Genomic DNA, 13,775 nt, shown 5'->3' with positions numbered 1-13,775 from the left:
GGATCAACGATGTCGTTCCGGAGGGCATTCCCCGGTGCTTCCGGTCAGGGCCACATGGCAGGATCGGTCCTGTTCAGCCCTCCATCACGCGATCACAAGGAAGTGCCGCCGTGCCCGGTGAGAATCTTTCCCGCGACGAGGCCCGGGAGCGGGCCGCACTGCTGTCCGTCGAGGGATACGACGTGTCCCTGGACCTCAGGTCGGCCGTCGGCGACGCGGACGGGGAGCCGCGCACCTTCCGCTCGGTCACCACGATCCGCTTCCGCTGCGCCGAGCCGGGCGCGTCCAGCTTCGCCGACCTGATCGCGCCGAGCGTGACCGCGGTGTCGCTCAACGGCAAGGACCTGGACCCGAGCGAGGTCTTCGACGGCGCCCGGATCGCCCTGGAGGACCTGGCCGCGGAGAACGAGCTGGTGGTCGACGCCCAGTGCGCCTACTCCCGCACCGGTGAGGGCCTGCACCGCTTCGTGGACCCCGAGGACGGCGAGGTCTACCTCTACACGCAGTACGAACCGGCCGACTCCCGCCGGGTGTTCGCGGGCTTCGAGCAGCCGGATCTCAAGGCGCCCTTCCGCTTCGAGGTGCGCGCGCCCGAGGGCTGGACCGCGTGGAGCAACGGCGCCGGTGAACTCACCCAAGGTGTCTGGAAGTTCGCGGAGACGAAGCCGATCTCGACGTACATCACCTGCGTGGTGGCGGGGCCGTACCACTATGTGACGGACTCCTACTCCCGGACGTTCGCGGACGGTACGACGCTGGAGATCCCGCTGGGCGCGATGTGCCGCAAGGGGCTCGCGCCGCACTTCGACGCCGACGACGTCTTCCTGGTCACCAAGCAGGGCCTGGACTTCTTCCACGAGAACTTCGACTACCCGTACCCGTTCGGGAAGTACGACCAGGCGTTCGTGCCGGAGTACAACCTGGGCGCGATGGAGAACCCGGGCCTGGTGACCTTCCGCGAGGAGTACATCTTCCGCGGGAAGGTGACGCAGGCGTCGTACGAGGCCCGCGCCAATGTGATCCTGCACGAGATGGCGCACATGTGGTTCGGCGACCTGGTCACCATGGCCTGGTGGGACGACCTGTGGCTGAAGGAGTCCTTCGCGGACTTCATGGGCACGTTCGGCAATGTCGGCGCGACCCGTTTCAAGGACGCCTGGATCACCTTCGCCAACCGCCGCAAGGCGTGGGCGTACCGCGCGGACCAGCTGCCGTCCACGCACCCGATCACCGCGGACATCCGCGACCTCCAGGACGCCAAGCTGAACTTCGACGGCATCACCTATGCCAAGGGCGCCTCCGTCCTCAAGCAGCTGGTGGCGTACGTCGGCCAGGACGCGTTCCTGGAGGGCGCCCGCCGCTACTTCAAGCGGCACGCGTACGGCAACACGCGCCTGGAGGACCTGCTGTCGGTTCTCGGCGAGACCAGCGGCCGGGACATGACGGCCTGGTCGCGGTCCTGGCTCCAGACGGCCGGGGTGAACTCGCTGACCCCGCAGGTGCTCCTGGAGGACTCCCGCGTCGCCGAGCTGGCGGTGCTCCAGGAGGCCGCCGAGCCCGCCGAATCCGATCAGGCGGCTCCGCCGCGTGGCGAGCTGCGCCCGCACCGGGTCGCGGTGGGCCTGTACCGGCTGACCGAGGGCGGCGCCCTCGAGCGGTACGCGCGGGTGGAGACGGACGTGGAGGGCCCGCGCACGGTCGTGGCGGACCTCGCCGGCGCCGAGGCCCCGGACCTGGTGCTGGTCAACGACGACGACCTCACCTACTGCAAGATCCGCTTCGACGCGGCCTCGCTGGACACGCTCCGGGAGCACCTGGGCGAGCTGACCGACCCGCTGGCGCGGGCGCTGTGCTGGTCGGCGCTGTGGAACCTGACCCGGGACGCGCTGCTGCCGGCCCGGGACTTCATCGCCCTGGTGCTGCGGTTCGCGAGCCGCGAGTCCGACATCGGTGTGCTCCAGATGCTGCACGCCTGGACCCACACCGCCCTGGACCGCTACGCCGCCCCCGGCTGGCGGGAGACGGGGGGCGCGCTGCTCGCCGAGGGCGCGCTGCGTCAGCTGCGGGCGGCCGGTCCGGGCAGCGAGCACCAGCTGGCCTGGGCGCGCTTCTTCGCCTCGACGGCCTCGGCCGAGCCGGACCTCGCGCTGCTGAGGGAGCTGCTGGACGGCACCACGTCGATCGATGGCCTGGAGGTGGACCAGGAGCTGCGCTGGGCGTTCCTCGGCCCGCTGGCCGCCCACGGCGGCGCGGACGAGTCCGTGATCGCCGCCGAGCTGGCCCGGGACGACACCGCGTCCGGCAAGCGCCACCAGGTGCGCTGCCTGGCGGCCCGTCCGTCGGCGGCGGTCAAGGCGCAGGCGTGGGCGCAGGTGGTGGAGTCCGACACGCTGTCGAACGCGCTGGTGGAGGCCACGATCGCGGGCTTCGACCAGCCCTCCCAGCGGGAGCTGACCGCGCCGTACGCCGAGAAGTACTTCGCGGCCATCAACCGGCTCTGGCGGGAGCGTTCGATCCAGATCGGCATGGACATCGTCAGCGGGCTGTTCCCGGCCCTCCAGGACCGGTCCGAGACGCTGGCGGCGACGGACGCGTGGCTCGCGGCGCACGAGGACACGGCGCCGGCGCTGCGGCGGCTGGTGCTGGAGGCGCGGGACGACCTGGCGCGGGCCCTGCGCGCGCAGGAGCGCGACGCGCAGGCCGGCTGACCCGGGGCCCGACCGGCCATGGGCCCGAGCCGGGCTTTGGCCTGAGCCGGGCTTTGGCCTGAGCTTCGGCGGTCGGTGACCGTTACGGGACCCGTACCCGCCAGGCCGTAACCCCTGGTCCGCACCCGCGCGGACCAGGGGTTTCCGGTGCCCTTTCGGCATCCGAACACCTGACCTTTAGTACTACCTTGTCCGCATTCCTCGACGACCGTGTAACAGCGGTTAAAGGGGGACCAAGGGTGGGCATCCGAAGGGCATGACGCACAATGCACCGCTCTCCTCCCGCCCCCTCGGTCACCTCGGCCCGCTCACCGAGCCCCATCAGCGGGTCCTGACCGCGGCCCAGCTGCGCGCCCACGGGGTGACCGCGGCCGAACTCTCCGGACGCTGCCGCCCGGGCGGGCCCTGGTCCCAACTGCTGCCGCACGTCTACCTGTTGCACCCGGGGCCGCCGACGAGCGAGGAGCGGCTGCACGGCGCCCTGCGGTACGCGGCCCGGGAGCCCGCGCCGGGCGTCCCGGTCCAGCCGACCGGGCGGCACGCGCACCGGCCGCCCTACCCGGGCGCGGTGCTCACCGGCCACGCGGCGCTCGCCCTGTACGGCTTCACTCGCACGCCCCTGTCGGACCTGGAGCAGGTCGACGTCCTGGTGCCCCGGCAGCGCCGGCTGCGCTCCACCGGCTACGTCCGCGTCCTGCGCACCGCCGAGCTGCCCGAGCCCGCCACCGTGACCGGACTGCCGGTGGCGCCGGTGGCGCGGGCGCTGGCGGACGCGGTGGCCCAGCTGCGGGACGGGGCGGCCGTACGGCGGCTGCTGACCGAGGCGGTGCGCGACGGACACTGCGAACCCGCCGCCGTCGTGCGGGAGCTGACGAACGCGAAGCTGCTCGGGCTGCCGCAGGTGAGGGACGCGGTGGACTCGCTGGTGGCGGAGAGCCGCGCGATCGCGGAGAACCGGCTGTACCGGATGGTGCGCGAGCACGGGCTGCCGGACCCGCTGTGGAACGTCGACCTGCGGCTGCCCGGCGGGCCCCGCCTCGGCGCGCTGGACGCGTACTGGCCGGACCAGGCGGTCGCGGTCGAGCTGGACACCCGGGCGCGGCACGGTCATCCGGAGGGCGAGTGCGACGAGGAGACGGAGTGGGCGCGGTACGCCCGCAAGCGGGAGCACCTGGAGCGGCTCGGCATCACGGTCGTCCATCTGACCCCGAGGAAGCTCAGGGACGCGATGGAGCAGCAGGCCGCGGTGGTCCGTACGGCCCTGATGGCGGCGGACGACCGCGAGCCCGCCGCCCATGTGGTGGTGCTGCCCCGGTAGTCCGGGCCCCTTCCGGGTCAGCCCTGGGCGGTGGGGCGGACGACGATCTCGTTCACGTCGACGGACTCCGGCTGCTCGACGGCGAACGCGACGGCCCGGGCGATCGCCTCGGGCGGGATCGCGATCCGGTCCCGCATCTCCGTGATCCGCGCGCGGACCCCCGGGTTCGTCGACGCCTCGGCGAATCCGGTCGCGACGACGCCGGGCGAGACGGTGGTCACCCGCAGCGCGTCGCCGGCCTCCTGGCGCAGCCCCTCGCAGATGGCGCGGACCGCGACCTTCGTCCCGGAGTAGACCGCCATGGCCGGTGCGACGCGGAACGCGGCCGTGGACGCGACGGTGACGAAGTGGCCGCTGCCCTGGGCCCGGAAGACGGGCAGCGCGGCGGCGATGCCGTGCAGCACGCCCTTGATGTTGACGTCGATCATCCGGTCCCACTCCTCGACCCGCAGATCGTCGAGCGGCGAGATGGTGCCGACCCCGGCGTTGGCGACCAGCACGTCGAGCCGGCCGAACCGCTCACCGGCCAGGGCGACCAGCGCGCGCAGGTCCTCGCTCCGGGTCACGTCCGTGCGGAGCTGTACGGCGGTGCCGCCCGCCTTCTCGATCCGCGCCACCAGGTCCGCCAGGCGCTCGGTCCGGCGCGCCCCCAGGACGAGCCGCGCGCCCCGCTCGGCGAGCAGCAGCGCGGTCGCCTCGCCGATGCCGGAGCCGGCCCCCGTGACCGCCACGACCTTGCCCTCGATTCCCGACACGTTCTCTCCCAAGTTTGTTCTGGTTTGTTCTGATTACTTCTCGAACCTCCAGTCTGTGACGGGCTTAGCCTGGTATCCAGAACCCGTTTATTCTGGAACCAGGACTGCCATCCACATGCCCCGACCGCCGGACCGACGCCGCGAGCTGGCCGCCTTCCTCCGCAGCCGCCGGGAGCGGATCACCCCCGACCAGGTCGGGCTGCCGCACACCGGCCGGCGGCGCACCCCGGGTCTGCGCCGGGAGGAACTCGCGCTGCTCGCCGGGATCAGCGCCACCTGGTACACGTACCTCGAACAGGGCCGGGACGTGCGGGCCTCGGACCAGGTGTACGACGCCCTCGCCACGGCCCTGCGGCTCGACCGGCACGAACGCGCCCACCTGCTGCGCCTCGCCGGTCACGCGCCCGCGCCCGAGACCGGGGAAAGCGAACCGCTCGCGGCCGACGCGGCCGCCGTACCGCTCCTGCTCCAGCCGCACCCGGCGTACCTCATCGGCGGCACCTACGACGTGCTCAGCCGCAACCGGGCCGCCGCCGACCTGTTCCCGCGCCTCACCGCCGCCGGGGAACGGCCGCCGAACTTCGCCCGCTGGGTGTTCCTCGAACCCGCGGCCCGGGAGGTCGTGGTCGACTGGGAGCCCGAGGCGCGCGGCCTGCTGGCCCGGCTGCGGACCCTGGCCGGACGCCACCCGGGCGACCCCCGCTACACCCGGCTGGCCGACGAGCTGACGGCGGGCAGCGCGGAGGCACGCGCCTGGTGGCCGCAGTACGACGTGCAGCCCCGGCGCGGCGGACGCAAGCGGCTGCGGGTCCCGGGCCGCGGGGTGGTGGAGTTCGCCTACACCGCGTTCCACCTGGCCGAACAGCCGGACCAGACGCTGGTGGTGTACGCCGAGGACCGGGATCGCACCGGCTGACCCGGGTCGCCGCGGGGCCCGGCGCGCGTCAGCGCTTCTTGAGGACCAGTTCCGTGTTGCGGTCGACCGAGGTGCCCGCCAGGTTCGTCTTCGCGCCGGGGGCGTTGAAGGCCAACTCCCGGTAGAGGGAGGCCAGTCCGGTCTGGGAGAGGTCGGTGAAGTCGGTGCGGGCCGGGGCGGCGGACTCGATCAGGGTGGTGAACAGGGAGATCGTGCCGTCCTTGTTGTCGACCAGCTCGATGATGCGGGCCAGGTGCGGATGGTCGATGTGCGAGGCGGTGGAGATCTCCCAGAAGGCGCCGCCCGCGCTGTTGCGGTGCGGGGTGATCTCGTTCTCGTGCTTGTGCCCGTTGACCCAGGCCAGCACATGGGCGTGCCGGGCCAGCAGGGAGACCACCTCGGCGCCGGTGTGCCGCAGCTCGGACCGGGCCGGGTCGGGCCGGGTGTTGGTCATCGAGTCGCTGGTGTGGTGGCTGAAGACGACGACGTGGGAGCCCTTGTTGTCCTGGAGGGTCTTCTCCAGCCACTTCAGCTGGGCGCTCCCGACGGACCCCTGGTAGTGGCCGCCCGCGTCAGTGGTGTCCAGGCTGACGCCGATGACGTCCTCGGCGATCCGGAAGGCGTAGTACTGGGTGCCCGCGTCGAGGTTCGCCGAGGAGTAGCCGTGCCCGGCCGGGCCGTGGCCCTGGTGGGCGGGGTCCAGGTGGGCCTTGAGGTACTCGGCCGGGGTGTACAGGGCGCGCGACTCGTCGGCCGTGACCGAACGCATGCCGCTCGCCTGGGACTTGAGGAAGTCGCGGTAGGCGGCGCCCTTGGGGTCCTTGCCGCTCCAGATGGAGTCCTGGAGCTTCTTGGCGTCGGCGGCGCTCACGCTGAACAGCTTCTTGCCGCCGATCGCGGCCTCGGCGAGGTACTGGTCGCCGCGGGCGCCGTAGATGCCGAGCGGGAGGGCGTCGTGGTTGCCGACGGTGGAGTACCAGGGGAGGTTCAGGCCGGGGCTGCGCACCTCGCGGATCGCGGCGGCCAGGAAGCCGTCCAGGTGCGGGAAGCCGAGCGCCTTGTCGCTGTCCCCGGCGGTGGACTCGGGCTGCCAGTACAGGGACAGGCCGCTGTTCTGGACGCCCTCGTAGTGTCTCGGGTCGCCGCTGTTGGGGGTGATGCGGCCGCCGCTCATCACCTTCATGAACCACTCCAGTTCGGAGCGGGCGTTGTTGTCGGTGTTGTCGCCGGTGGTCATCACGAACTGGAGCGGGGCGCCGGTGACGGGGGCGCCGCGCAGCGCGTTGACCCGCTCCACCAGCGAGACGGCGCCGGGCACGGTGAGCGCCTCGTGCGGCCGCCAGACGTCCTGGTGGGCGGCGCGCAGGTACTCGAGGCGCAGCGGGTGCTGCACGTCCTGCAGATGCAGGTCGGTGAACTGCACGAACGCGGCGAGGGCGTGGCGGCGCTTGTCGCGGCCGACCTTGGGCCTGGCCAGTTCGGTGCGCACCACGCGCTGCCAGCCGGGGCCGTCGGCGAGGCGCCGGTAACCGGAGCCGCGCGCGGTGGAGACGCTGGCCAGGGTGGTGCCCGTGCGGTAGGGGGCGAGCGGTGCGGCGGCGGCCGGCCGGGACTGGGCGACCGGGGCCTGCCCGGGGGCGGCGGTGGCGGTGGCGGCCTCGCTGTCGGTGGGGCGCAGGGCGAAGCCGACGCCCGCGGCGAGCGAGGCCGCTCCGACGGCGGTGAGGACGGTACGGCGGTCGACCCCCGCGGCGGAGGTGGCGGCAGAGCGTAGGCGCGACATGGTGCGGTCTCCCCGGGTGCGAACGCGTCGGCAGTGGCCGCGGGCCGTCACGGACGCGAACGTCCCGCTTGCTAAGGACTGTTGGCAACGGGGATGGCATCTATGCGAACGCCACGGCAACTCGGGGCGCCGATCACCGTACGTGGATCTATGGCCCCCGGCCCGGCCACGGACTCGTCCGTGCCCCGCCGGGGGCCGGTCGCCTTCCGTTCAACTACCGGGGTACGGGAGCCTTTCCGGCGCCCGGGCACATGCTCCGGGACTCGTGCGGTGCCGCCTCGATCCGGGCGCGCGTCCCCGCCGAGCGGGAAGGCGACCTCGGCCGGTCCACGGGCGGGCTCGTACGGCCGTACGACGGTCACGGTGACCTTGTCGCCGCTCCCCCGGGGCTCGACCCTGGCCCGGTCCCCTCCACGACGGTCACGGCACAGGCCGGGCGCCGCGCGTCCTCGCCGGGCCGCGCCCTCTTGGCCCCCTGGTCGGCCCCGCCCGCCGCGACACCCCCGCCGCCCGGGTGGGCCGCGAGCCAGCCGATCCCGGCGAAGAGGGAGAGGCACGCGGCGACGGCGAGGGCGGTGGGGAGGGGGCGGCGGAATTTGCGATCCGTACGGGATGCACGGGGGCCGTGGTGTGCGCGGGGTCCGTGGTGTGCGCGGGGCGGGTCGCGGTTCCCCGCGCCTCCTCAGGGGGGTCCAGCTCCTCCGCCAGCCGCGCAGGGCGCGGACCGCCGTGTGTTCGTCCAGGCCCTGTCCGAGGGCGAGGGACAGCACCCGGGACGCCCTGCGACGCGCCTACGACGCGGGGGCGGGCGGAAATGTTCGGACCGGCCCGGGCGATGGACAGAGGCGTACGTCACATCGTCGTATGACCGGAATCCGTAGGGGCAGGGGCGGCGAGGGGACGCCGTGGAACCCGGAACCGTCCCCGCGGCCGATGGTGTCCCACTCCTCGGGCACCTGTCGCAGAAAATTGGACAGGTGGACCGGGGTCGGCCGCATGATGGAAACGCCCCGGTCATCCCGGGGCCAGGCAGGAAACGGACAGAGGGAGTCGTCGTGAGGGTCGGAATCGTCGGAGCCACCGGACAGGTCGGCACGGTCATGCGCAGGATCCTCGTGGAGCGCGACTTCCCGGTCACGCAGCTGCGCCTGTTCGCCTCGGCCCGCTCGGCCGGGACGGTCCTGGACGGCGTGACGGTGGAGGACGCGGCGGCCGCCGACTACTCCGGCCTCGACATCGTGCTCTTCTCCGCGGGCGGCGCGACCTCCCGTGCGCTGGCCGAAAAGGTCGCCTCGCAGGGCGCCGTGGTGATCGACAACTCCTCGGCGTGGCGCCGGGACCCCGAGGTGCCGCTGGTCGTCGCCGAGGTGAACCCGCACGCGATCGCCGACCGCCCCAAGGGCATCATCGCCAACCCGAACTGCACCACCATGGCCGCGATGCCGGTCCTCAAGCCGCTGCACGAGGAGGCGGGCCTGGAGGGCCTCGTCGTCGCGACGTACCAGGCGGTGTCCGGATCCGGGCTCGCGGGCGTGGCGGAGCTGCACGGCCAGGTGCAGAAGGTCGCCGCCGAGGCCGACAAGCTGACCCACGACGGCGCGGCGGTCGACTTCCCCGAGCCCGGCGTCTACAAGCGCCCCATCGCCTTCAACGTGCTCCCGCTGGCCGGCTCGATCGTGGACGACGGGGCGAACGAGACCGACGAGGAGCAGAAGCTCCGCAACGAGTCCCGCAAGATCCTGGAGATCCCCAGCCTGAAGGTCTCCGGCACCTGTGTGCGCGTCCCGGTCTTCTCCGGCCACTCCCTCCAGATCAACGCCCGTTTCGCCCGCCCGATCTCCCCGGAGCGCGCCACCGAGCTGCTCGCGAAGGCCCCGGGCGTCGCCCTCTCGGACATCCCGACCCCGCTCCAGGCGGCCGGGCAGGACCCGTCGTACGTCGGCCGGATCCGCGGCGACGAGACGGTGGACAACGGTCTCGCGCTGTTCGTCTCCAACGACAACCTCCGCAAGGGCGCCGCGCTGAACGCGGTGCAGCTCGCGGAGCTGGTCGCGGCGGAGCTGTCCGCCAAGTAACCCCCGCACCGACGAAAGGGGCGCCCGGCGAAACCGCCGGGCGCCCCTTCCTCGTACCGCTCGTTCCTCGTACCGCTCGCCGTCGCTACTTGGCGGCGCCGTCCGCGGCCTGGGCCCTCAGCGCGCGCTCGATGCCCGCGCGGGACTCCGAGACCAGGCGGCGCAGGGCCGCGCCGGGCTCGGCCGAGGCCAGCCAGGCGTCCGTGCGGTCCAGGATCTCGCCGGAGATCTGGAGCGACGGGTAGAGGCCGACGGCGATCTGCTGGGCGATCTCGTGCGAACGGGAGTCCCAGGCGTCCTTGACGACCTCGAAGTACCGCTCGGCGTACGGCGCCAGCAGCTCGCGCTGGTCCGTCTGCACGAAGCCGCCGATCACGGCCTCCTGCACGGCGTTCGGCAGCTTGTCGGAGTCGACCACCGAGGTCCACGCCTCCGCCTTCGCCTCCTCGGTAGGCCGGGCCGCGCGGGCGGTGGCCGCGTGCCGCTCGCCCGCGGCGGTCTTGTCCCGCTCGTACTCGCCGGCGATCTCCGCTTCGTCGTACCGGCCGACGGCCGCGAGGCGCTCCACGAACGCCCAGCGCAGCTCGGTGTCCACGGCCAAGCCCTCGATGGTCTGGGAGCCGTCCAGCAGGGCCTCCAGGAGGTCCAGCTGCTCGGGGGTGCGGGCGGTCGCCGCGAAGGCCCGCGCCCAGGCCAGCTGGTGGTCGCCGCCCGCCTCGGCGCTGCGCAGGTGCGCGAGCGTGGCGTCGGTCCAGCGGGTGAGCAGGGGCTCACGGGCGGCCGGGTCGGCGTACAGGTCGATGGCCAGCTTCACCTGGCGGTGCAGCGACTGCACGACGCCGATGTCGGACTCCTTGCCGATGCCGGACAGCACCAGCGAGAGGTAGTCGCGGGTGGCCAGCTCGGCGTCCCGCGTCATGTCCCAGGCGGAGGCCCAGCACAGGGCGCGCGGCAGGGACGCCTCGAAGTCGCCGAGGTGCTCGGTGACGAACGCGAGGGACTGCTCGTCCAGGCGGACCTTGGCGTACGACAGGTCGTCGTCGTTGAGCAGGATCACGGCCGGACGCGCCTTGCCGGTCAGCTGCGGTACGGCGGTCAGCTCGCCGTCCACGTCCAGCTCAATGCGCTCACCGCGGACCAGCTTGCCGGCCGCGTCGAGGTCGTAGAGGCCGATCGCGATGCGGTGCGGGCGCAGGGTCGGCTCGCCCTGGGCGCCGGCGGGCAGCGCGGGGGCCTCCTGGCGCACGGCGAAGGAGGTGACGACCCCGTCGGCGTCCGTCTCGACCTCGGGCCGCAGGATGTTGATCCCGGCGGTCTCCAGCCACTTCTTCGACCAGGTCTTCAGGTCGCGTCCGGAGGTCTCCTCCAGGGCGCCCAGCAGGTCGGACAGGCGGGTGTTGCCGAACGCGTGCCGCTTGAAGTACGCCTGCACGCCCTTGAAGAACTCGTCCTCGCCGACGTAGGCCACCAGCTGCTTGAGGACGGAGGCGCCCTTGGCGTAGGTGATGCCGTCGAAGTTGACGAGGACGTCGTCCAGGTCGCGGATGTCCGCCATGATCGGGTGCGTGGAGGGCAGCTGGTCCTGCCGGTACGCCCAGGTCTTCATGGAGTTGGCGAACGTGGTCCACGAGTGCGGCCAGCGCGAGCCGGGGGCGGCGGCCTGGCAGGCGATGGAGGTGTAGGTGGCGAACGACTCGTTCAGCCACAGGTCGTTCCACCACTCCATGGTGACCAGGTCGCCGAACCACATGTGGGCCAGCTCGTGCAGCAGCGTCTCCGCGCGCAGCTCGTACGCCGCGTCGGTCACCTTGGACCGGAAGACGTACTGGTCGCGGATGGTGACCGCGCCGGCGTTCTCCATCGCGCCCGCGTTGAACTCGGGGACGAACAGCTGGTCGTACTTCTCGAAGGGGTACGCGCAGTCGAACTTCTCCTGGAACCAGTCGAAGCCCTGGCGGGTGACCTCGAAGATCGCGTCCGAGTCGAGGAACTCCGCGAGCGAGGGCCGGCAGTAGATGCCGAGCGGCACGCTCTGGCCGTCCTTCTCGTAGGCGCTGTGCACCGAGTGGTACGGGCCGACGATCAGCGCGGTGATGTACGACGAGATGCGGGGCGTCGGCGCGAACGTCCAGACGTTGCCGACCGGCTCGGGGGTCGGCGAGTTCGACACCACCGTCCAGCCGTCGGGCGCCGTCACGGTGAACTGGAAGGTGGCCTTCAGGTCCGGCTGCTCGAAGGACGCGAAGACGCGGCGCGCGTCCGGGACCTCGAACTGGGTGTACAGGTACGCCTGCTCGTCGACCGGGTCGACGAACCGGTGCAGGCCCTCGCCGGTGTTGGTGTAGGCGCAGTCGGCCACGACCCGCAGGACGTTGCGGCCCTCCAGCAGACCCGGCAGCGTGATCCGCGAGTCCGCGAACACCTCGGCCGGCTCCAGCGGATCGCCGTTGAGCACGACCTCGTGGACGGCCGGGGCCACCAGGTCGATGAAGGACTGCGCCCCGGTACGGGCGACGTCGAAGCGCACCGTGGTCACGGACCTGTAGGTACCGCCCTCCTGCGCGCCGGAGAGGTCGAGATCGATCTCGTACGAGTCAACGTTGAGCAGCTCAGCCCGCTGCCGCGCCTCTTCGCGAGTCAGGTTTGTGCCAGGCACGCGGTCATCTCCTCGTTTATGTGTGGGTTGCGCCATCCTTCCATGCCGTCCGGCGGGAAAGCGATGTCCGCATGCCGGGAACGCGATGTCCGTATGCCGCCGGTGACGTGGGCCGCGGCGCCGGAAGGTGGACTCATGACGACCTACACCGTGTGTCCTGTTCCGGCCCCCGTCCTCGCCGCCCTGCTGACCGAGGACGACGCGGGGAATCCCGCGGCCCCCTTCCCCGATCCGGAGGGCGGCGCGCCGCTGCGCTGCTGTCTGCGCCGCAGCGCACTCGGGGAGCGGATCGCCCTGGTCTCGTACGCCCCGCTGCGCCGCTGGGCGGCGGAGACCGGCGCCCGCCCCGGCGCGTACGACGAGCAGGGGCCGGTCTTCGTGCACGCGGACGGCTGCCCCGGCCGGTCCGGCCCGCAGCTGCCGTTCACCGACGCCCGCCGCGTCCTGCGCCGGTACTCGGCGCAGGGTCACATCCTCGGCGGGGACCTGGTGCACGAGGACTTCCCGGCGGCCCTCACCCGTGCCTTCAGCGACCCGGAGGTGGCGTTGGTCCAGGTGCGGGCGGTGGAGTACGGGTGCTTCCTGTACGAGGTCCGCCGGGGCTGACGGGCCGCCGCCGGTAGACGGTGGCCAGGGCGGAGACGGTGACCCGCCCGGCCGCTCCGGCGGGCTCCAGATGGCGCGCGCTCGGGGTCATCGCGACCAGGTCGAGGGCCTGCGCCGCGGCCAGGTCCAGCCCGTACTCGACCCGCTCGGTGCCGGCGGCCTCGAAGTAGGGGTCCAGCGCACGGTGCAGCCGCCGCTCCTTGTCCGGGTCGACGGCGACCATCCCGGGCAGCCGGTCGCGGAGTTCGGTGAGGTGCCGGGCGGTGGGGCGGACGACGACCAGGCGGCCGTGCGGGCGCAGCACCCGGTGGAACTCGGCCGGGTTGCGCGGCGCGAACACGTCCAGGACGACATCGGCCGCGCCGTCGGCCAGCGGGAGCGGGCGGAAGACGTCCCAGCTCACCGCGGCGGCCCGGTCATGGGCGCGGACGGCCGAACGCAGGGCGCGCGCGGAGGAGTCCAGGCCGAGGCCGCGGGCGCCGGGCAGCCGGTCGAGGACACCGGCGAGGTGGTAGCCGGTGCCGCAGCCCGCGTCCACGACCGTGGCCCGGTCCGCCGCCGTGCCCGCGGCGAGCCGGGCCACGGCCCGGCGCAGGGGCGCGTATCCGCCGGTGGCCAGGAAGCGTTCCCTGGCGCGGACCATGGGCGCGTCGTCGCCGCTGGTGGTGCGGGCGCCGGTGAGGAGGGCGGCGTAGCCGGGGCGGGCGATGTCGAAGGTGTGCCCGGCCGGGCAGCGCAGGGCGCCGGGGCCGGGGCTCAGACCGGGCGCGCGGCAGACGGGGCAGCGCAGCAGACCGAGGAAGGGTAGGAGGGCGCGCGGATACGGCGCGGAGCTGGACGGCACGGAGGACATGGGGGACATGGGGGACATGGCGAAGGCGCTCCTGGCGGACCGACGGGAGGGGGACGGTGCCCGGGGTTCACGCCGCCGGGCACAGCGAGGAGGGCGATGCCGTAC

Annotated in this window: 9 protein-coding genes; 5 read left to right on the top strand and 4 right to left on the bottom strand. The window is 72.9% G+C overall.

Features of this window, described 5'->3' with window-relative positions; genetic code table 11:
• Nucleotides 1-110: 110 nt before the first annotated feature.
• Both pepN (GHR20_RS23870) and GHR20_RS23865 read left to right on the top strand, forming a co-directional pair.
• A complete protein-coding gene (gene pepN / locus GHR20_RS23870; RefSeq protein WP_153814335.1) occupies nucleotides 111-2,708 on the top strand; it encodes an aminopeptidase N in 2,598 nt (865 codons plus the stop codon).
• 256 nt (nucleotides 2,709-2,964) lie between these two features.
• On the top strand, nucleotides 2,965-4,026 hold the full coding sequence (locus GHR20_RS23865; RefSeq protein WP_148023772.1) for a hypothetical protein: 1,062 nt from the start codon (nucleotides 2,965-2,967) through the stop codon (nucleotides 4,024-4,026).
• Nucleotides 4,027-4,043: 17 nt separating this feature from the next.
• On the opposite strand, the gene GHR20_RS23860 is transcribed toward GHR20_RS23865, so the two are convergent.
• Complete coding sequence (locus GHR20_RS23860) at nucleotides 4,044-4,781, bottom strand: SDR family oxidoreductase (protein ID WP_111586192.1); 738 nt, start codon at nucleotides 4,779-4,781, stop codon at nucleotides 4,044-4,046.
• Between the two features lie 115 nt (nucleotides 4,782-4,896).
• Between GHR20_RS23860 and GHR20_RS23855 the strand changes: the two genes are divergently transcribed.
• On the top strand, nucleotides 4,897-5,697 hold the full coding sequence (locus GHR20_RS23855; protein WP_153814334.1) for a helix-turn-helix transcriptional regulator: 801 nt from the start codon (nucleotides 4,897-4,899) through the stop codon (nucleotides 5,695-5,697).
• Between the two features lie 28 nt (nucleotides 5,698-5,725).
• Here the strand turns inward: GHR20_RS23855 and GHR20_RS23850 are convergent, their stop codons facing one another.
• The gene (locus GHR20_RS23850; protein WP_153814333.1) at nucleotides 5,726-7,480 is read right to left on the bottom strand and encodes a TIGR03767 family metallophosphoesterase; all 1,755 of its coding nucleotides are present in this window, start codon (nucleotides 7,478-7,480) and stop codon (nucleotides 5,726-5,728) included.
• 1,055 nt (nucleotides 7,481-8,535) lie between these two features.
• On the opposite strand from GHR20_RS23850, the gene GHR20_RS23845 reads away from it, so the two are divergent.
• Nucleotides 8,536-9,555, top strand: a complete 1,020-nt coding sequence (locus GHR20_RS23845; RefSeq protein WP_153814332.1) for an aspartate-semialdehyde dehydrogenase — start codon at nucleotides 8,536-8,538, stop codon at nucleotides 9,553-9,555.
• A gap of 85 nt (nucleotides 9,556-9,640) precedes the next feature.
• Here GHR20_RS23845 and pepN (GHR20_RS23840) read toward each other — a convergent pair whose 3' ends face one another.
• Nucleotides 9,641-12,211 (bottom strand): aminopeptidase N, encoded by a 2,571-nt coding sequence (pepN, locus tag GHR20_RS23840; protein WP_153814331.1) that lies wholly within the window; start codon nucleotides 12,209-12,211, stop codon nucleotides 9,641-9,643.
• Between the two features lie 135 nt (nucleotides 12,212-12,346).
• Between pepN (GHR20_RS23840) and GHR20_RS23835 the strand changes: the two genes are divergently transcribed.
• The gene (locus tag GHR20_RS23835) at nucleotides 12,347-12,817 is read left to right on the top strand and encodes a DUF1203 domain-containing protein (RefSeq protein ID WP_148023767.1); all 471 of its coding nucleotides are present in this window, start codon (nucleotides 12,347-12,349) and stop codon (nucleotides 12,815-12,817) included.
• On the opposite strand, the gene GHR20_RS23830 is transcribed toward GHR20_RS23835, so the two are convergent.
• Complete coding sequence (locus GHR20_RS23830) at nucleotides 12,738-13,670, bottom strand: methyltransferase domain-containing protein (protein ID WP_153816111.1); 933 nt, start codon at nucleotides 13,668-13,670, stop codon at nucleotides 12,738-12,740. The two genes, GHR20_RS23835 and GHR20_RS23830, sit on opposite strands and share 80 nt — an antisense overlap.
• Nucleotides 13,671-13,775 lie beyond the last annotated feature (105 nt).

Source organism: Streptomyces sp. SUK 48 (assembly GCF_009650765.1).
In the GTDB taxonomy this organism is placed as follows: Bacteria; Actinomycetota; Actinomycetes; order Streptomycetales; family Streptomycetaceae; genus Streptomyces.
Note: the sequence above shows the minus strand (reverse complement) of the source record. Positions and strands in the feature narration are given on the sequence as shown.

Excerpts from the sequence above, each read along its gene's own strand:
- GHR20_RS23865 (WP_148023772.1), top strand. The coding sequence starts at position 2,965 with ATGACGCACAATGCACCGCTCTCCTCCCGCCCCCTCGGTCACCTCGGC.
- GHR20_RS23855 (WP_153814334.1), top strand. The coding sequence starts at position 4,897 with ATGCCCCGACCGCCGGACCGACGCCGCGAGCTGGCCGCCTTCCTCCGC.
- GHR20_RS23850 (WP_153814333.1), bottom strand. The coding sequence starts at position 7,480 with ATGTCGCGCCTACGCTCTGCCGCCACCTCCGCCGCGGGGGTCGACCGC.
- GHR20_RS23835 (WP_148023767.1), top strand. The coding sequence starts at position 12,347 with ATGACGACCTACACCGTGTGTCCTGTTCCGGCCCCCGTCCTCGCCGCC.
- GHR20_RS23830 (WP_153816111.1), bottom strand. The coding sequence starts at position 13,670 with ATGTCCTCCGTGCCGTCCAGCTCCGCGCCGTATCCGCGCGCCCTCCTA.